Annotated in this window: 17 protein-coding genes; 5 read left to right on the top strand and 12 right to left on the bottom strand. The window is 45.0% G+C overall.

Going from position 1 to position 18,867, the window contains the following annotated elements:
* Positions 1-75: 75 nt before the first annotated feature.
* The 5 genes from J3U64_RS02795 to J3U64_RS02815 form a co-directional block, all read right to left on the bottom strand.
* Positions 76-1,116 carry a zinc-dependent alcohol dehydrogenase family protein gene (locus tag J3U64_RS02795; RefSeq protein WP_267408203.1) on the bottom strand — a complete coding sequence of 347 codons (1,041 nt, stop codon included), beginning with the start codon at positions 1,114-1,116 and terminating at the stop codon, positions 76-78.
* Between the two features lie 684 nt (positions 1,117-1,800).
* Positions 1,801-2,478, bottom strand: coding sequence for a protein-L-isoaspartate(D-aspartate) O-methyltransferase (locus J3U64_RS02800; RefSeq protein WP_323811358.1), 678 nt, complete (start codon positions 2,476-2,478; stop codon positions 1,801-1,803).
* Positions 2,472-3,224, bottom strand: coding sequence for a 5'/3'-nucleotidase SurE (gene surE / locus J3U64_RS02805; RefSeq protein WP_267408204.1), 753 nt, complete (start codon positions 3,222-3,224; stop codon positions 2,472-2,474). Before surE ends, J3U64_RS02800 begins: the two co-directional genes overlap by 7 nt.
* A 417-nt stretch (positions 3,225-3,641) precedes the next feature.
* Positions 3,642-4,778, bottom strand: coding sequence for a polyamine ABC transporter substrate-binding protein (locus tag J3U64_RS02810; protein ID WP_267408205.1), 1,137 nt, complete (start codon positions 4,776-4,778; stop codon positions 3,642-3,644).
* Positions 4,779-4,954: 176 nt separating this feature from the next.
* Positions 4,955-6,532, bottom strand: a complete 1,578-nt coding sequence (locus J3U64_RS02815) for an inorganic phosphate transporter (RefSeq protein ID WP_100152292.1) — start codon at positions 6,530-6,532, stop codon at positions 4,955-4,957.
* A gap of 650 nt (positions 6,533-7,182) precedes the next feature.
* Here J3U64_RS02815 and J3U64_RS02820 point away from each other — a divergent pair.
* Positions 7,183-8,826, top strand: a complete 1,644-nt coding sequence (locus J3U64_RS02820; protein WP_267408206.1) for a lactate permease LctP family transporter — start codon at positions 7,183-7,185, stop codon at positions 8,824-8,826.
* A gap of 55 nt (positions 8,827-8,881) precedes the next feature.
* Here J3U64_RS02820 and moaA read toward each other — a convergent pair whose 3' ends face one another.
* Positions 8,882-9,856: a GTP 3',8-cyclase MoaA gene (gene moaA, locus J3U64_RS02825; RefSeq protein ID WP_267408207.1), complete on the bottom strand. Its 975-nt coding sequence runs from the start codon at positions 9,854-9,856 to the stop codon at positions 8,882-8,884.
* Between the two features lie 185 nt (positions 9,857-10,041).
* On the opposite strand from moaA, the gene J3U64_RS02830 reads away from it, so the two are divergent.
* Genes J3U64_RS02830 through glp form a run of 4 tightly spaced genes read left to right on the top strand, consistent with a single transcriptional unit; the run spans position 10,042 to position 12,542 of the window.
* The gene (locus tag J3U64_RS02830) at positions 10,042-10,290 is read left to right on the top strand and encodes a MoaD/ThiS family protein (protein WP_267391244.1); all 249 of its coding nucleotides are present in this window, start codon (positions 10,042-10,044) and stop codon (positions 10,288-10,290) included.
* A 1-nt stretch (position 10,291) separates the two neighbouring features.
* Positions 10,292-10,753: a molybdenum cofactor biosynthesis protein MoaE gene (locus tag J3U64_RS02835; RefSeq protein WP_100156326.1), complete on the top strand. Its 462-nt coding sequence runs from the start codon at positions 10,292-10,294 to the stop codon at positions 10,751-10,753.
* Entirely contained in the window at positions 10,744-11,328 is a 585-nt protein-coding gene (gene mobA / locus J3U64_RS02840; RefSeq protein WP_267408208.1) for a molybdenum cofactor guanylyltransferase, read from the top strand. Before J3U64_RS02835 ends, mobA begins: the two co-directional genes overlap by 10 nt.
* Before the next feature lie 23 nt (positions 11,329-11,351).
* Positions 11,352-12,542, top strand: coding sequence for a gephyrin-like molybdotransferase Glp (glp, locus tag J3U64_RS02845; protein WP_267408209.1), 1,191 nt, complete (start codon positions 11,352-11,354; stop codon positions 12,540-12,542).
* A gap of 493 nt (positions 12,543-13,035) precedes the next feature.
* On the opposite strand, the gene J3U64_RS02850 is transcribed toward glp, so the two are convergent.
* The 6 genes from J3U64_RS02850 to fdxH all read right to left on the bottom strand — a co-directional run bounded on the left by J3U64_RS02850 (position 13,036) and on the right by fdxH (position 18,859).
* The gene (locus tag J3U64_RS02850) at positions 13,036-13,596 is read right to left on the bottom strand and encodes a hypothetical protein (protein WP_267404555.1); all 561 of its coding nucleotides are present in this window, start codon (positions 13,594-13,596) and stop codon (positions 13,036-13,038) included.
* Positions 13,597-13,737: 141 nt separating this feature from the next.
* The gene (locus J3U64_RS02855) at positions 13,738-14,667 is read right to left on the bottom strand and encodes a formate dehydrogenase accessory protein FdhE (protein WP_267408210.1); all 930 of its coding nucleotides are present in this window, start codon (positions 14,665-14,667) and stop codon (positions 13,738-13,740) included.
* A gap of 253 nt (positions 14,668-14,920) precedes the next feature.
* Positions 14,921-16,246 (bottom strand): cation:dicarboxylate symporter family transporter, encoded by a 1,326-nt coding sequence (locus tag J3U64_RS02860; RefSeq protein WP_100139801.1) that lies wholly within the window; start codon positions 16,244-16,246, stop codon positions 14,921-14,923.
* An 89-nt stretch (positions 16,247-16,335) separates the two neighbouring features.
* A complete protein-coding gene (gene fdhD / locus J3U64_RS02865; RefSeq protein WP_267408211.1) occupies positions 16,336-17,148 on the bottom strand; it encodes a formate dehydrogenase accessory sulfurtransferase FdhD in 813 nt (270 codons plus the stop codon).
* Between the two features lie 134 nt (positions 17,149-17,282).
* Positions 17,283-17,945: a formate dehydrogenase subunit gamma gene (locus tag J3U64_RS02870; RefSeq protein ID WP_267408212.1), complete on the bottom strand. Its 663-nt coding sequence runs from the start codon at positions 17,943-17,945 to the stop codon at positions 17,283-17,285.
* Positions 17,945-18,859 carry a formate dehydrogenase subunit beta gene (gene fdxH / locus J3U64_RS02875; RefSeq protein ID WP_267408213.1) on the bottom strand — a complete coding sequence of 305 codons (915 nt, stop codon included), beginning with the start codon at positions 18,857-18,859 and terminating at the stop codon, positions 17,945-17,947. Before fdxH ends, J3U64_RS02870 begins: the two co-directional genes overlap by 1 nt.
* Positions 18,860-18,867 lie beyond the last annotated feature (8 nt).

Here is an 18,867-nt window from a genome sequence, read left to right on the forward strand (position 1 = left end):
CATTGTAAAACATTATTGAAAAAATATATTCCCTGCCAGATAGTTAATTACTGGCAGGGAATTTTTTATCATCAATTAATTATCAATAACTAACAAAGACTTAATCGCCTTACGCTGATCCATGGCTTCATATGCAGCCTGAATATCATTTAAAGCAAAACGCTGGGTAAATACTTTTCCCGGCTGAATTTTTTCATCCAACACTGCTTGAAGCAACAAATTCTTATCGTAAGTGGTTACGCTGGCGATACCGCCACGCAGCCCTATATTGCGCCAGAAAATATCACCTGTTTTGATTTCGTTTTGATGCGGCACGCCAACACAACCTACAATAGCTCCCGGCCGCGCAACCGCGATAGCAGTTTGTAAAGATTCTTCACTGCCTACACATTCCAGCACCGCATCCGCGCCTGCTCCAGCCGTCATGGACAAAACTTTTGCAACAGCTGCTTCACCGCGTTCGGGCACAATATCTGTGGCACCAAATTCCTGTGCCAGCACTGCCCTGTCCGGATGGCGACTCATGGCAATAATGCGTTTTGCTCCACGTAGTTTGGCTGCTATTACACCACACAAGCCGACGGCACCATCTCCCATCACCACCACAGTATCCCCTGTTTTAACTTCAGCACTGTAAGCCGCATGATAGCCGGTAGCCATCACATCAGCCAGTGTTAGCAACGAATTGAGCACTGCGTCTGAATAATCCTGTGGCTGACCAGGAATTTTTACCAGAGCCCAGTCAGCATTACTGAAACGCAGATATTCACCTTGATAGCCGCCATTGCCACCATCTTGTTTGTTCAGGCAGTTACCATCAAAACCAGCCTCACATGCAGCGCAATGGCCGCAGCCATGGGTGAAAGGGACGATAACAAAATCACCTTTTCGAATATGAGTTACGGCATCGCCAACCTCATCCACCACACCAATGGCTTCGTGACCCACTGTGCTACCAGACTCGCGCTGGCTGATACCGCGAAACCACCATAAGTCTGAACCACAAACACAGGCACGAACAATACGAATAATGGCATCAGTGGGCTGCTGTATAACTGGTTTGTCCATTTCTCGTATGGCTACTTTACCGGGTTCCACAAAAACGGCAACTTTCATCTTTATCTATCCCTATCTTATTGAATCGGTTGATTCCAGATTCATTAAATTGCTTATAGCGGATAATTCATCTGCTTTGATTATCTTACTTCTCCCACCGGCACTGGTAAAGATGATACAAACTCTGCCCTAACTGACAAACCAATTTACCGCGGTCAGGCTGTTGTACCTTCCGTTTGTAAGTTGGATTTGAAAGATGAGCGCAGCAACAGTGTGAATGTTTGCGTCAGCATTGTAATCTAACCAGTAATGAAGATATGACCAAAAATTTCAGTGCGTTAAAGTTAGCAAAAGCTATTATTACAAGTGTTTTAAGCCTAAGCTGCCTATCAGCTACGAAGAAAGAAAAGTTATTTCAACACTTCGTTTACCGATGGTGCAGTTGATACAACAAATATTTGCGGCCATTTCATCGTAGTTAGACAATACAGCCTGCATAAGAAATATGATTATTCTCGGCTGCTATGCCTATGGACATGAGGACATTATTTGCCAAGTAGCTGAACACCAAATTGAGATAGCACCGCAAATCCTGATCTTGATGGCAGTAGTTTTAATGATTTTCTGTTAATTTACAAAGATGGCATTTTGCTATCTGCGAAGAATGTTATCTTGATATCAGTAAGCAGCCTTTGGCTCACGGAAGAGTTGTTAACAACAAGCTTAATTTTTCCAAGGATAGATTTATTTATCATTCACCAATGGCACAAATAAAGTCTGTTGGACACAGGTTTCCTGATAGCCTTCGGCTGTTTTATCAATTACCCACAAAAACTGCACACCGCCCTCATCCAGTGGCAACACCATGCGCCCGCCAATAGAAAGTTGCTGCAACAGCGGCAAGGGGACTTCTTTCGGTGCAGCGGTGAGAATAATGCAATCAAAAGGTGCTTCCTGAGGTAAGCCCAGATAGCCATCGCCACATACCAGCCGTGCATGGGCAAGTAAACGAACTGCACGCAGGTTTTGTTTGGCGCGCTCATGTAGCGGACGCAACCGCTCAATAGAATAAATTTCGCGTAAACCCAGTGCTTGTAGAATAGCCGTCTGATATCCGCAGCCGGTCCCGATTTCAAGAATACGCAGACTCGGGTTGATAGCGCGTCTGGCAAACAACAACTGCGTCATCACTGCCACGGTATACGGCTGGGAAATGGTCTGTCCCAACCCTAACGGCAGCGACATATCATCATACGCATGCGAACGCAGCGCTTCTTCAACAAAAACGTGACGCGGCACAGCAGACATAGCGGATAACACTTCCGTGCGGGTAATCCCCATTTGGCGCAGTCTTTCTACCATCCGTGCCCGCCGGAATTCATAGCCTGTCCAGCTCACGCCCTGTCCCACTTCTGTCACCACTGTACATCTTGCAAAAAAGTGCTGACTGCACCCATTTGCTGATAATCAGTTAAGTCAAGGGTAAGCGGTGTAATAGTCACGAAACCGGCTTCATTGTCGCTGAAATCCGTATCCTGCCAGCTGGTATCGGCAGGTCCTACACCACCAATCCAATACATGGTTTCGCCGCGTGGACTATTTAAAGGCACAATACATTGTTCGTGATGCCGGCGACCGAGTCTGGCCACACGATAGCCCTGAACACTCTCTGGAGTAACAGCCGGAATATTGATATTCCATAACAACGGTTGGGCTGGCTGATGTGCGCATATTTTGGTTAAAACAGTAGCTACCGCTTTTTCAGCAGTCTCCCAGTAGCGGCCACTGCGGTCATTAATCGAAAAGGCCAGTGCCGGTATACCCATCAGAAAAGCTTCGGTAGCAGCAGCTACGGTACCGGAATACAAGACATCATCGCCCATATTGGCACCATGATTGATGCCAGAAAGCACTAAATCTGGTTTGAAATCGGACATGGTATGCAGCGCAACGTGAATACAGTCAGTTGGCGTGCCGTTGACATAAAAAAAGCCATTAGCAGCTTTTTTTATCGACAGAGGACGATTGAGGGTAAATGAGTTACTTACACCACTTTGGTCGCTTTCCGGTGCCACGACTCTGACTTCGGCAAACTCTGCCGCCACTTTCGCTAGTAGAGCTAATCCTGCGGATAAATATCCATCATCATTACAAATTAAAATTCTCATACCTATCCCAGTTAAAAATCTTTGTCTTGCTACAACTGGGCTACTTTAAGCCCATAGAAATTGCTGGTAGCCTGTTTCAATTATTGAAATAAAAGGCTGGAGACACCCGAAAGCCATCTGCAGGCAACTGCCAGAATCTCTGCTGAAACCTATCTGCTTTAAGCTCAGCCACTAATTATAAGGGTTTACACCTGTTCTGACAGCTATATATGCTGATTTTGTGCCAACAAACAAGCATGCAATGCAGATATTCATTGTAAAAATGAACAGACAGGATGTATTGATTAACTGTTATCAATTGAGACTGTATAAAAGTAATAACATAAAAAAACGAACCGAAACGGTTCGTTTTTTTAGACTACTAAGTACGATGCAGGCACTGAAAGGATTGAGCATTTGCAATTCAGCAATCAATCGCTATTGACCTGCTTTTACCTGCTGAAACAGGCGCACCGCCAAACGCACTGCATCCTGAGATTTGGGTGATACTACAAAACTTTTATCCAGCACTGCCTGTGTCGGGAATATACTTGGATCACTACTGATTTCGCTATTCATCAGAGCCCGTGCCGGTTTGCTGGCCGGAGCAAACGTTACATAATTACCATTTTTGGCAGCCACTTTAGGATCAAGAGTGTAATTGATGTATTTAAGCGCGTTGGCAACATTCTGAGCATCTTTGGGAATCATAAATGAATCAATCCAAATACCCACCCCCTCTTTCGGTGCCAGTACCTCTAAATAAACGCCGCTTTTGGCATCCTCAGCTCGTTTTTTGGCAATATTCAGGTCACCGCCATAGCCTGTGGCTACACACAGGTCGCCGCGCGCCATATCATCTATATAGCCTGAAGAACTAAAGCGCTTGATGTCATTACGCACAGATTTAATCAAATTGGTTGCCGCACGGATATCTTCCGGCGCACTACTGTTCGGGTCTTTACCCAGATAATGCAAAGCCAGAGGATACAGCTCGGTAGGGCTGTCAAACAGCGAAATACCACAGCTTTTGAGTTTATGCGTATAGGCAGGATTGAATACCAAGTCCCACAGATTATCTGGCAGCTTGCCGTCCAGTGCTTTATCAACCAGAACCTTATTGATGCCAATGGTATTCATACCCCAGAAATAGGGTACTGCGTATTTATTACCTGGATCGACCTTATCCATCATTTTTAACAGATTAGGGTCGATATTATTGTAGTAAGATAGCTGGCTTTTGTTAACCGGCTGATAGGCGCCCGCCTTGATTTCGCGGCCGACATTGGCTATAGACGGCACTACCAAATCATAGCCGGAACGGCCAATCAGGATTTTGGCTTCTAGTGTTTCGTTACTGTCATAATAGTCGTAACGAACTTTAATTTTATTTTCTTTTTCAAAAGTTTTTACGGTATCAGGGTCTACGTAATCCGACCAGTTGTAGATATTGAGCTGATCTGTGGGATTCATCACTCCGTTAGTGGAGGCCGCATTTTTGTTTGCTGTACCGGCATCCGAGCAGGCAGCAATCAGCACACTGACGATGGCTGACAATACCAGTGATTTTTTCATACACGATTTCCAATTTGTATGCCCACAGTAATGGGGGAAGCAAGTATCTATATGACGTGCACCAGCACAGCCACCTCTAAACCGACATTAAACTGTGAAATACAGCACCACGCAAGAGTATTTGGCAAATTATTACAGTGTATGCAGCCAGCAAGGACACAAACTTGCCCGATATGCTAAAAAATCGTACGGAAAAACCAAAATAATACACCGGCCAGCAGTATGGAAACGGGGAGGGTCAATACCCACGCCATAACCAGATTACGGATGGTAGACTTTTGCAATCCACTTTTATTGGCAGCCATGGTACCGGCAATACCCGAAGTCAGTACATGTGTGGTGCTGACCGGTAAGCCAAAACGGTCGGCAGCAAAAATCAGCGAAGCAGTCACCAGCTCGGCAGAAGCACCCTGTGCATACGATAAATGGGTTTTACCGATTTTTTCGCCCACTGTTACCACAATTCTCTTCCAACCCACCAGTGTACCTAGTCCCAGCGCCAGTGCCACCAGTACCTTCACCCACACCGGTATATACTTGGTAGCATGGTCTATAGACGTATGATAAGCCTTCAAACTCGCTATTTGTGCCGAATTAAGATTATATTGGCGATGCAAGCTATTTTTTTGCAGCAAGGTTAGCGATTCTGACACCAGATACATATCATTGCGAATATTGCCTACCTGCTCCGGCGGCAGATTGCGCAGGCTGTCGCTTTTACTGACATCATGCGCCACAATATGCACCAGCTGCGCGAGCGCTGCCAGCTGCTGCGGCGTACCCTGCTTGTCTTCTACCAAAGCAGTGACCTCAGCACGTGCATCTGCATTTTGCGGCAGTACCAAGCCCGCTGGCAGCAATCCTTGTATAGTTTGCTGGGCAGCCAGCGAATTAGCCGAAAACTTCACCCATTCTTCTCTGGGCACAGCATGATTCAATGCATAGGCCATCGGGACAGTACCAATCAGAATCAGCATAATTAGTCCCATGCCTTTCTGACCATCGTTCGAACCATGTGCAAAACTTACCGTGGTACAGGTAAAAATCAGCAATAGGCGAATCGGCCACGGTGGCGGAGCGTCATTTTCCGGTGCACGGTACAAAGCTGGTATTCGCAGCAATTTTTTCGATAAAATCAGCAGCAGACCAGCCAGCACAAAACCAATCAGCGGAGAAAAAAGCAGAGATTCGCCCACATTGATCACCTGTTTCCAGCTCACACCACTGGTACCCAGATGTGCAGACATTAGCTGATTGGCCACTCCGACACCGATAATCGAACCAATCAACGTATGCGAACTGGATGCAGGCAAACCCAGCCACCAGGTACTTAAATTCCAGATAATTGCTGCGGACAGTAATGCAAATATCATCGCATAGCCGACGCCACTGCCCATATGAAGAATCAGTTCAACCGGCAGCAGTGAAATCACACCATAAGCAACAGCACCGGTAGATAACATTACCCCAAGAAAATTAAACACACCAGACCAGATTACAGCAGTATTAGGACTGAGCGAGCGTGTGTAAATTACACTAGCTACAGCATTGGCCGTATCATGAAACCCATTCACAAACTCAAATGCCAGTGCAATCAGCAAAGCAACTGTTAATAAGGCATAGACCAGCAATGAAGACCGGGGAATACCCTGCAGATCATGATAGATACACACCGCAGCATAAGCTAATCCGCTAAGCAATATCAGCAGAAACAAAACAATACTTACTTTACCCGTTTTCCCAGATACAGACATAATTGCCCCAGACGACGAGGTCGTAGACGAAGCAGACACAGTTTTCTCCCTATTAGCAGGTGCTATCCTGACTTATTGTAAAAGACCAACATGACAACTTTGTGACAGGCACAATAATTTTGCTGGCTGTTGGTTTTTCTCCTTAAAAGCCTATTTTTTTTTCGCTGTTCAAGCTGCGACTAATCACATACTTTTCTCAGCAAGACACAGCTTTGCTTAGCCTCAACCATATGGCTTCATGCGCTATTTTGTTACATTGAGTATACAGACAGTCTGTACAATCTGCCACGATTTACCGGAGTCTATCTGTTTACTACCAGATACAGTGTCAGCCAATACTCAGGTACGTACATACTTGTGCTACTGCCACAAGCTAATCTAGCCGGCTCTCTCAATCACACACTTAGCTCATGCAGATAAACATTTGTTAGCTGCAACAGCCATATTTAGTCAGTCGTTTATCATTACATTTATTGAAATAAAACCACAAACATTGACGATAACATTTTTATTTCTTAAAGTAACAGTCACAGCAGCATTACGGCCGCAATACCATTAATTTGATTCATAAAAATCACCACCAATCACAAATATTCCGAATATACCAATCAATTTTAAGCCAACATACTCACACATTGAGGAGAAACCATATGCAAACATGGGTACAAAACTACTCGGCATTAGGCAACAGTGTCTACCTGACTCTACTGGCTGCCCTGTTACCCATAATATTTTTCTTCGTGGCACTTACTGTCTTGCGCATGAAAGGCCATATCGCCGGAGCCATTACCTTGGTTCTGGCAATTATCGTGGCCGTAGCAGCCTATAAAATGCCGCCGGTACTTGCATTATCTTCCGCATTATATGGTTTCTTCTATGGCCTGTGGCCAATAGCGTGGATTATCATTACAGCCGTATTTCTGTATAACCTGACCGTTAAAACCGGCCATTTTGACATCATCCGCGCTTCGATTCTCTCTATCACCGAAGATCAGCGTCTACAACTGCTGCTCATCGGTTTTTGCTTCGGCTCTTTTCTAGAAGGTGCGGCTGGATTCGGAGCACCGGTTGCTATTAGTGCGGCATTGCTGGTAGGGTTGGGTTTCAGACCCTTGTTTGCAGCTGGCTTATGCCTGATTGCAGATACTGCTCCGGTAGCTTTTGGGGCACTGGGTATTCCGATTCTGGTCGGTGGACAGGTTTCTGGTATCGATCCCTTTCATATTGGCCAGCTGGCCGGTCGCCAACTGCCAATGATGTCTGTTGTTATACCGTTTTATCTGATATTTATCATGGATGGCATGCGGGGTATCCGCCAAACTTGGCCGGCACTGCTGGTGTCTGGCGTATCCTTTGCCGGCACACAGTTTATTACCGCCAATTTCATTGGTCCCGAATTACCTGATGTAACTTCAGCACTCGTTAGTATGGTGTGCCTGACTCTGTTTTTACAAAAATGGCAGCCCAAACAAATATTCACCTTTAACGGCATGCAGCAGTCCAGCACTGAGCGCAAAACCACAGAATATAGTAAAAAACAAATTATGCTGGCATGGTCACCGTTTGTTATCCTAACTGTGTGTGTGGCCGTATGGACAATCAAACCGCTGCAATCATGGTTGAATTCATTCAGTCAGATTAAGATTCACTGGCCAATGCTGGATAATTTGGTTATCAAAACAGCTCCTATCGTTGCTGAAAACGCTCCGATAGCGGCTGAATTCAAGCTGAATATTCTTGGCGCTGTTGGTACCTCCATTCTGCTGGCCGCCATCATTTCCGTGCTTATCCTGAAAATTAAACCACGTCTTGCCATTGATACATTCAAAAGCACTCTGTATGACCTGCGTTTTCCGGTGCTTTCTATCGGGCTGGTATTGGCCTTTGCCTATGTGGTTAACTACTCAGGCCTATCCTCAACACTGGCTCTGGCACTGGCTGACACTGGCAAAGCATTTCCATTTTTCTCACCATTTCTCGGCTGGGTAGGCGTATTCCTAACCGGCTCCGACACTTCTGCAAATGCCCTGTTTGGTGCACTACAGGCCAATACAGCCTTGCAGGTAGGCATGGATCCTGTATTGGCTGTAGCAGCCAATTCTGTTGGTGGGGTAACTGGCAAAATGATATCCCCGCAGTCTATTGCCATTGCCTGTGCTGCAGTGGGACTGGCGGGCAAGGAATCTGACTTGTTCCGCTTTACTGTGCGTCACAGTCTGTTTTTCTGTCTGATTGCCGGTATATTTACATTGGTGCAAACCTATCTACTTCCATGGACACTGACTCTGTTTTGATTGACACAAAAAAGCCCGCTAAACCAGCGGGCTTTTTTAGGGCGTAACTTCAGTATCAGCCACCTGTTTTGGCCATAATGCGCACAATCTTATCCGGCTGCTCATTAAATTCATGCTTTTCCGGTTTTAAATCCACTGCATGCCGGATGGCTGCTTCTAATTGCTCATCGCTACAGCTTGCAGCCAGCAAAGGCTTCAGAGCCATACTTTGATCCTGACCCAGACACAGATACAACGTACCATCAACCGACATCCGCACCCGATTGCAGGTAGCACAGAAATGCTGCGAGCGCGGTGTAATTAAACCTAGCGTAAAACGACCATCAACACTTTCCCAATATTTAGCTGGCCCGCCACCATAAACACGCTGGCTCTCATGCAATTGATATTTTGGCCGCAGATTTTCAATTAGTTCGAGCAGATTGAAATACTCCAGTTTACGTCCGCTCATACCCATTGGCATAACCTCAATCAGGCGCAAAATAAAGCCGTTTTCAATACAGAACGCCACCATATCGTCAATATCAGCAGTATTAACGCCGAGCAGCGGCACCATATTGATTTTAATCCGTTCAAAACCGGCATCGCGTGCCGCCTGCAAACTGTCTATTACTTTATCAAAACTATCCTTGCCGGATATCTCCTGCACACATTCTCGACGCAAGGAATCAAGACTAACATTCAGCCGATTGAGCCCTGCCTGGCGCAAATCAGAAGCATATTTCTTTAGCTGCGTACCATTGGTGGTTAAAGACAAATCCTCTACCCCTGGCAATGCTGCCAGCCGCGCCACCAGTTCAGGCAAATTTTTTCGCAGCAACGGCTCACCGCCGGTTAACCGAAACCGCGACACCCCCATGCGCGCAAAAGCTCCGGCCACCCGCTCAATCTCCGCAAACGACAACCAGTTTGCTGGCTTTTCAAATTCTGTAAATCCTTGCGGAATACAATAAGTACAGCGTAAATCGCATTTATCCGTTACCGAAATGCGCAGATAATCAATACGTCTGTTGAAGCGGTCAATCAGCATGAGTAAAGTAAGTGCCTGATACAGAATATTATTCCCGCAAAGGCAAATTTCTAGAAAACTTGAGAAAAAACAGCTATTTTATATTATTTTTCTGCATAAATACAATTGCATCAACAGCAGCCATCTGCCACAGCAGGAAAAAAAACGGCATAATAAACCATTATTGATTGCTATATGTTTGCTTCATGATTACCGTGATTTATCTGGCACGCTTTGCCGAAGAGCTTGGTCTGACACAAGAACAGCTTCCTCTAAATTTTACCGACACTAATACCCTTCTCTCCCACCTACGTCAGCGCGGCAAACCTTGGCAACAGGTACTGGCTGAGGGGAATGTCTACAAAATTGCCGTCAATAACGTTATCCGGCATGGCAATACCAGCCTACAGGACGGAGACAGTATCGCACTGCTGCCACCAGTAACCGGAGGCTGATATGCAGACAAGGATTCTAATACAGACGGAAGATTTCAATCTCAGCCACGAACTGGCACTGGCAGAAGCCAGTGCACCAGATTGCGGAGCTGTTGTCAGCTTCATTGGCAAAGTCCGAGGTAATGACAATCCGCAGCAGCCTCTCAGCCACCTTTTTCTCACCCACATGCCCGAAGTTACAGAGAATGAAATCAGCAATATCATCACTCAGGCGGCACAACGCTGGACATTACCTTATGTTTGCGTGATTCATCGCATCGGCGACTTGCCTGTAGGCGCTCAGATCGTACTTGTCCTTACCGCCAGTGGCCATCGCGAACATGCTTATCAGGCCAATCACTTCATCATGGATTATCTTAAAACCGAAGCACCATTTTGGAAAAAAGAATGTTTTGCCAATGGTAAACAGCATTGGGTAGAAATGAAACACAGCGACCAACAGCGTAAGCAATCATGGCAATAAATGCACAGCTTGGCCTGATTATACTGGCCGGCGGACTCGGTACTCGTGTTGGAGGAGCCAACAAAGCCCTACTGCCACTTAACGGACAACCTCTGCTCACGCTTGTTCTACAACAGCTGCACCATTGTAGCGAGCACATCATCATTAGTGCCAATCGCGATATCGACAAGTTGAGCCGCTACGGATATCCCGTCTGTACCGATCTACCTGACTATCAGCAAATGGGACCACTGGCCGGAATAGTCAGCGCTGCGCAAACCTTACCATCACACATCGAATATGTGCAGATAGTACCTTGCGACCTGCCCTTTCTAAGCGCCGAGATTATTAACGGCTTGTTTCAGACACTGTATCAACAGACAGAGCTGGATATCGTTTGTGCCGCAGACAATAGCAATCTGCATCCCATTGTCTGCCAGATGCGACGGCATCATTTAGCAGCTATTCAACAACAACTGCACAGCAACGGCTCACACAGCATGCGCTCAATTATTCAACCATACCGCCATGCTATCGTTACCTTTGCCAACAGCCACCCTTTTACCAACTACAACAGCAGCGCCATGTTTACCTGACTACGCTGCGGAGTAACAACATCATGATGGATTTTTATCAGGGACAGGAAACCCTGCTACAACAGACCGTCCGCGTAGTAGATAGCGAGACTGTAACACTGAATCAGGCTGCCGGTCGCATTTTGGCACAGACGCTCATCGCCACGGCCGATGCGCCAGCTTTCGACAACAGTGCCATGGACGGCTACGCCGTGTGCGGACTGGACTGCACAGAATGGCAGCTTATTGGCACAGCTGCGGCTGGAGACAACCGGCAACAGACCTTGCAACACGGACAGGCTATGCGCATCTACACCGGCGCCGGCATTCCGCTTCAAACTGACGCCGTTATCATGCAAGAAAAAACCAGCGTCAATGGAAACATTCTTACCAGCACCCATACAGTTAATACTGGTGAAAACATACGCCGTCAAGGCGAAGAACTAAAGCAGGGCACTGTTTTACTGCCGGAAGGTGCTTTGCTTACCCCTCAGGCCATCGGGCTAGCAGCTTCACAAGGTGCCTGTGAACTGCCAGTGTACCGCAAACTACGCGTCAGCGTATTCACCACCGGCGATGAACTGGTAAGCGGCAATTACAAGCTCGAGCAGCATCAGATATACGACAGCAACCGGCCAATGCTGCTAGCCTGTTTGCGCCAGTATGCATTTATCGAGGTTATTGATGGCGGCATTTTGCCGGATAAGCTCGACATCATTACCGATACCCTCGCCCGCGCAGCAGCCGACAGCGACAGTATTATTATTTCAGGAGGCGCCTCAGTTGGCGACCGCGATCTGGTTAAACCAGCTTTACAGCAGCTGGGCACCATCGAGCACTGGAAACTCGCAATAAAACCCGGTAAACCTTTTGGATGGGGCACAATCGACCTATGCCGTGTCATGCTCCTGCCCGGCAATCCGGTGGCCAGCTTCGTTACCTTCAAACTAATGGGACTGCCAGCACTACAAACCGCCGCCGGCCGCCCTATTCAGCAATCCCTACCCGCATGCTATCAGGCTAAAGCAGCCTTCAGCATCGCTCCAAATCATCAGAAAAGACGAGAGTTTCTACGTGGTACCCTATGCTTTACCAAAAATGGCCCTGAAGTTCAGATTCTGGATAAACAAGGCTCACATATGCTGTCTAGTTGCGTAAATGCTCAAGTTTTAATCGATATTCCACCGCAAACTGATATTCATCAAGGGCAATGGCTGACAGTACATCCCATATAAATTATTTACTCTACTGAAAACTTCAAAAGCCTGTAGAAAATACAGGCTTTTAATTTAATTTCGAAACAATTGAATTATATTCAGATTGAAATTGAATTTAGCCTAACAAAATTCAATCATTTATTTCTATAGCTTGAAATTTTATTCTTGCCTGACCTATGAATGATAAAAAAATAAATTCTCTATCTTTAGATTTATCAGACCCTTTTTTAAAAGCAAACAATACATAAGTTATGAAAAGCATTAAAGCTTTCTAAACAATTAGCATTTGGCACTACTAAAATTTAAAGTCTTTTAGTCCAATTTTTACATTTATAGCAGAGTATTAAAAATACTTCTTATCGTTTGCTGAAAACATAGTACATCTATATATATTTGTATTAATGTATCCAATAAAATAAAGATCTAATATATCAGATTATATATTATTAAAATACTTTAAAAAATAATAAAATATGGTTACTTAATCAATTAAAACACTGATTAAATTTCACTATCGTTTTAATATTCCTATATCCTTATAACAAATTACGGTAAAATATATTCCAAGCAAAATACACAATAAATCTTCATATATAACATAAGGATTAGGTATATCCGGCAATACTTTCGCATACTCCAAAGGTAAATTTATGTTAGGATTATAAGGATCATAAATGATTTTTTCTGTAGAATATTGATTCGAATCCCATTCACTGGAAGGGATATATCGCATTCTGCCTCTAGTGAGCGCATAGCCCTCGCTAAATACCCGTAGATTATCATTATTATAAGTTTTACCATTAACTTCAAAGTAATAACGATAATGATAAATAGGTGCCCTAAGAGATTTACTATTATTATTTGTTGAATATTCTGAATAACTATATATTATTTGTCCTTCAGTGACACATTTCTTAAGCTTACAATTCAGACTCAATAGATATTTAGCTTTATTTTGTAGTGAAATATAAAATTTTTGTTTATCAACTATGGAATGTACTAAACAAGACATCCCCAGCATGATGATAAATGGCCCGATGGTCATAAAAAAAAATTTCTCAAATTTGGTCATTTAATCTAATTTCTATATACAGATAAATGTTCACGTACGGTTCCGGCTAATAAATGTCTTATTGAAATTGATCGTCCAAATTGAATGTTTAAATCTATTATTTTCAATAAAGGTAAATAATTAAAGAGCTTATCATTAATTTTAATGTTTAGGTATCTTTCCCATCAGTAAAAATGGATTGGCTCCGCCACGTTGCCAGCCTTCATCACTCAGAAGCATATCCAATATCAAAGAAGCCAGATCATCTGCTATTGGATCAGCATACTGCTGTTTAGCCAGACGATAACGTTTACGGTAAGCATTACAGCTGGGGCAACATTCTGCTTCAGTTGCAGCCAGAACACCTTCTGTAGTCTGCTCTATACGCTGTATACCTAAATCCCGACTATTATCACAGAAGCTACAGCGAGCGCGCACACTGTGCCAGCGGCTATTGCACAGGCCACAACAGAGATAGCGCAAACCTTCAAGTTCACCATGGCCGATTATCACAGCACCAACGGCATCGGTACCACAGCAAGGACAAAATCCAGGTTCTGGGCATGGTTTTACTGTGTCTGCTGCTAAGCTTCTTGCCACCAATGTGTAGATAATCTGTACAACAGCATTCAACCATATTTGATAATCCTGCTGTGCTAGACCTAGCTGCTGACTGATTGCCTGCTGGCACAACCGGATGCGCTCCTCGCTGCTAAGATGCAATATTTCCTGCCATACTTGTACCGCCGTAGGTGACAACTGCTCGTGGAGCAAAGCATATAAATCAGTAAACAGCTGGTCGGCTAAGCCACGATTCTCACTCAGCAAAGCCGGTGTGAGTGGTAAATCTTCCTCAACAGTGGCAGGCAATACCCAGTCTGCCTCTGTATAACGCTCTAGTAAACTTTGCTGAGCTGTACATACCTCTGCCAGCAACTGCAAATATGGCTGCCAATCGCTACTGTCTTCAGCGGCCAGTTCGTTTAGGCGCAAGGCACGCTGGCTAAAAATATCAGCAGCGGGCTGCTGCCAAAACGGGATATGAAAGAATGGCTGAGCCTGTATGGCTTCCGGTGTTGCTTGTGTTTTCATGTATCTTAGTTTATGTGAAGGATTGCTGCGTAACCATTGCTAACGTTAAACAGCTAGTATTAAGAGTCAAAATAACCAAGTTTAACTAAAAACATGTATTTTGTCTGGTTTTACCGCTGTGTCTAGAATCTAATCGGCCAAACAACGCCAGTAGAAATATTGCAGTACAGCATATACCTGTTTCGTCTGAATCACTGTGGTACATAAAAAAAGGTTCAGATGTCTCTGAACCTTTTTAGTGCCTCAAACTGAATTATTTGATACCCAATGTTTTTTCATAGGCACGCGCTTTTTCATCATCGAAATCATGCTCCCAGCGCGAAATAACCAATGAAGCCAGTGCATTACCGATTACGTTTACAACGGTGCGACCCATGTCCAGAATACGGTCGATACCAAGGATAAAGCCTAGACCTTCCAATGGTATGGAAGTAGTGGCCAGCGTGGCAGACAATACCAGAAAGGATACGCCCGGTACACCTGCAATACCTTTAGAGGCCACCATCAGGGTAATGACAATCATAATCTGGTCGGTCACAGACAGCGAAATGCCGTATAGCTGAGCCAGAAAAATTACGGCAATACTCTGATACAGAGTAGAACCATCCAAGTTAAAGGAATAGCCGGTGGGGATAACAAAGCTGGTAATGGATTTCGGCGCACCATAGGCTTCCATTTTCTCAATCATTTTAGGCAGCGCTGTTTCAGAGCTGGAGGTTGAGAACGCCACAATCAATTCATCTTTAAGAATTTTGATGATGGTGAAAATATTAAAGCGGCAGAAATAGGCTACACCACCCAGTATCACCAGCGTAAACACAATCATAGCCAAATATACAATCAGAATCAGCTTCATCAGCGGTATCAGGGAGCCGAAACCGAATTTGCTGATGGTTACTGTCATGAGGCCAAACACACCAATTGGCGCATAGCGCATAATCATATTGGTGATTTTAAACATCACGTCTGAAATGACTTTCAGAAAATCAGAGAAAAACAAACGCTGATTATCCGGCAGTTTGGTCAATCCCAAACCAAAGAATACACAGAAAAAGATTACAGGTAAGATTTCGCCGGTGCTAAGTGAATCAAAGATATTATGCGGAATCATATCCAGAATCATGACAACAAGGCCATGCGGCTTTTCAGCCAGCGCTTCACTTTTCTGCACATACTGGGTAACGTTGCTGTGCTGCAGATTAGATATATCGATACCACTGCCTGGATGAAACAAATTACCAAACAGCAGACCCACGCCAATGGCAATGGTGGTAATGATTTCGAAATAGAGAATGGTTTTGCCACCTAGTCTACCCAGACTTTTGGAATTACCCAGTCCGGCAATACCAAGTGTGAGGGTACTGAGTATAATCGGCAAAACAATCATTTTAATTAGGCGGATAAAAATATCGCCCATGGGCTGTAATACGTTGACTACCCAAGATTGATAGGTTTTGTAGTATGGGTGAGACGGATCTGAAAAGGTATGCAGATACAATCCCACTGCTACCCCCATAATCAGGGCAAAGAGAATTTGCCAGGCCAAATTACGGCTATATCGTTTAATAATCGATAACATAGTCGTCCTTACAGTAATTGGTAATATAGTTCTTATTCAGTCTTACAAGCGAAACAAAAACAATAGAGTATACCCTATTATTTTTAGTTTTATGTATGCGTTAAGGATGAAAAAAATTGAGGGTGGGTATAAATTACTTGGCGATGATGACGCGCAAAACCCACCAGCGTGATATTAGCCTTGTGAGCTAAATCAATGGCATAGGTGGTGGGCGCAGATACAGCCACGATACACCCGATACCGGTAATTGCTGATTTCATTACCATTTCAAAACTAGCGCGACTGGACAATACCACAAAACCCTGCCTCCAATCCACTTTTGCTTGCAACCCCCAACCAATTAGTTTGTCCAAAGCATTGTGTCGGCCAATGTCTTCACGCGCGGTTACAATTGTGCCATCACCATCAGCCCACGCCACACCATGAACGGAACCAGTTTGCGCGCGCAGGCGTTGGTGATGGTTAAAATCGGTCAAAGCAGCGCCTATTTTGCTAAATTCGAGATTCACTGAACGCATTATAGGGGTAATTGCCGGCTGTACGGCTGCGAGGCTATCGAGACCACATAAGCCACAGCCGCTACGTCCACTCATTTGCCGGCGCCGGTTTTTCAGGCGGGCAAAAGCTGCACTGGCCAGCTCAATGTCTGCTACCAAACCATGCTGTTGTTCGCTAATTTCAATGGCGTAAATCTGTTCCTTGCTTTCAATGATACCTTCACTAAAGCTGAATCCGAGAGCTAGCTCGGCAATGTTATCCGGCGTAGCCATCAGTACCACGTGGGATATACCGTTATAAACCAGTGCTACAGGGATTTCGGCACTGATATCGTCACAGATGCTGCTGCATTTTCCGTCCTGAGCTACCCAGACAGTACGGCTTTCGGCGGGAGTGTGTATCATGGGATTTAGGTCCCTACATGCAGGGAATAGTGCTAAGAGGCTGTCCTGAATATTCTTCAGGACAGATTAGAGAATTAATATTTACCTGTCTTAATAATGTCACCAGACAGGCTAGCTGCATAAAGGCACGCGTTTTATTCGCTACTTTGCGTCGTAGATGTTTGCTGCGCTTTGGCGGCTTTTTTGGCCATCATTTCACGATACCAGCGCGGATGATGTTTTTTCGCCCATTCCTGCGTCACTACACCTTCAACCATAGCTGGAATGGTGCCTTTTATCCACAGAGCCGCATACACATGGATAATGATACCAACTATCAACAAAATGGCAGAAGCCGAATGCACCAGCAAGGCAATCCGCACCACCCAAATAGGAAAATAGCCGGAGAAAAACTGCCGCCATGCTATTAGACCACTTATAATCAGCAGCGCCATGCTGATTGTCATCAGCCAAAACATGCATTTCTGTCCGGCGTTGTATTTACCGGTATCACCGATTTCCTTACCCAGCAGGATGTGCTTGATACCCAGCATCCATTTGATATCGTCGCGCTCGAAAAAATTATGTTTCACATAGCGGAAAAACTGGATAAAAAATCCTAAAAACATAATGACGCCGATAAACGGGTGCAAGATGCGCGCCAGCTGCGGAGAACCAAATACTTCAGTGAGCCAGAAAAAAGAGGGATAGAAAAAGCCAAGACCGGATACGGCCAGCAGTACGAAACAGCCGGCCACAACCCAGTGGTTAAAACGCTCGGATTTTTTATAGCGCTGAATTAATAATTTTTTTGTCATTATGCGTCGCCTTTGTCTTCGAGGATTTCACCATCACGATTCAGAACTTCCTGTTCATCATCATTAGGACGATTGGGACCAATGGTAATGTAATGTAGCCAGCCAGCAAAAGCGGCGGCGGCAATACCAAAGGCGGCTATTGGTTTAAGCATACTTTTCCATAGCTTAACTGTGGTACTGATATGCGGATTATCCGGCAGACCGTGATACAGGCTGGGTTTATCGGCATGATGCAAAACATACATTACATGGGTACCGCCTACTCCCTGCGGGTCGTAAAGTCCGGCCTTTTCGAAGCCACGCTGTTTTAAATCCTTGATGCGTTCACTAGCCAAAAACTTCATGTCTTCCTTGCTACCAAAATGTATAGCACCAGTAGGACAAGTTTTCACGCAAGCCGGTTCCTGCCCCACGGCCACACGGTCGGAACACAATGTACATTTGTAGGCACGGTTGTCTTTTTTGGAGATACGCGGGATATTGAAAGGACAGCCGGAAATACAGTAGCCACAGCCAATACAGTTTTCCTGATGAAAATCCACAATACCATTCTCATATTGAATGATGGCACCTGGAGAAGGACAGGCTTTCAGACAGCCAGGATCGGCACAATGCATGCAACCATCTTTACGAATTAACCATTCCAGCTTGCCGTTTTCTTCGGTTTCTGAAAAGCGCATAACGGTCCAACTATCAGCGCTTAGGTCGATTGGATTATCGTAAACGCCATGATTAGTACCAATTTCGTCGCGAATGTCATTCCATTCGGAACAAGCTGCCTGACAAGCCTTGCAGCCGATGCAAGTAGAAACGTCTATAAGTTTGGCAATTTCTATGGGCTTACGAGCCTGCGGTAGCGGCGTGAGCTGATTAGTGGCCGAACGCCGTTTAATATCTAATGATTGTAAAGCCATGATTTATT

Source organism: Snodgrassella sp. B3800 (genome assembly GCF_026535865.1).
Classification (GTDB): Bacteria; Pseudomonadota; Gammaproteobacteria; order Burkholderiales; family Neisseriaceae; genus Snodgrassella; species Snodgrassella alvi_E.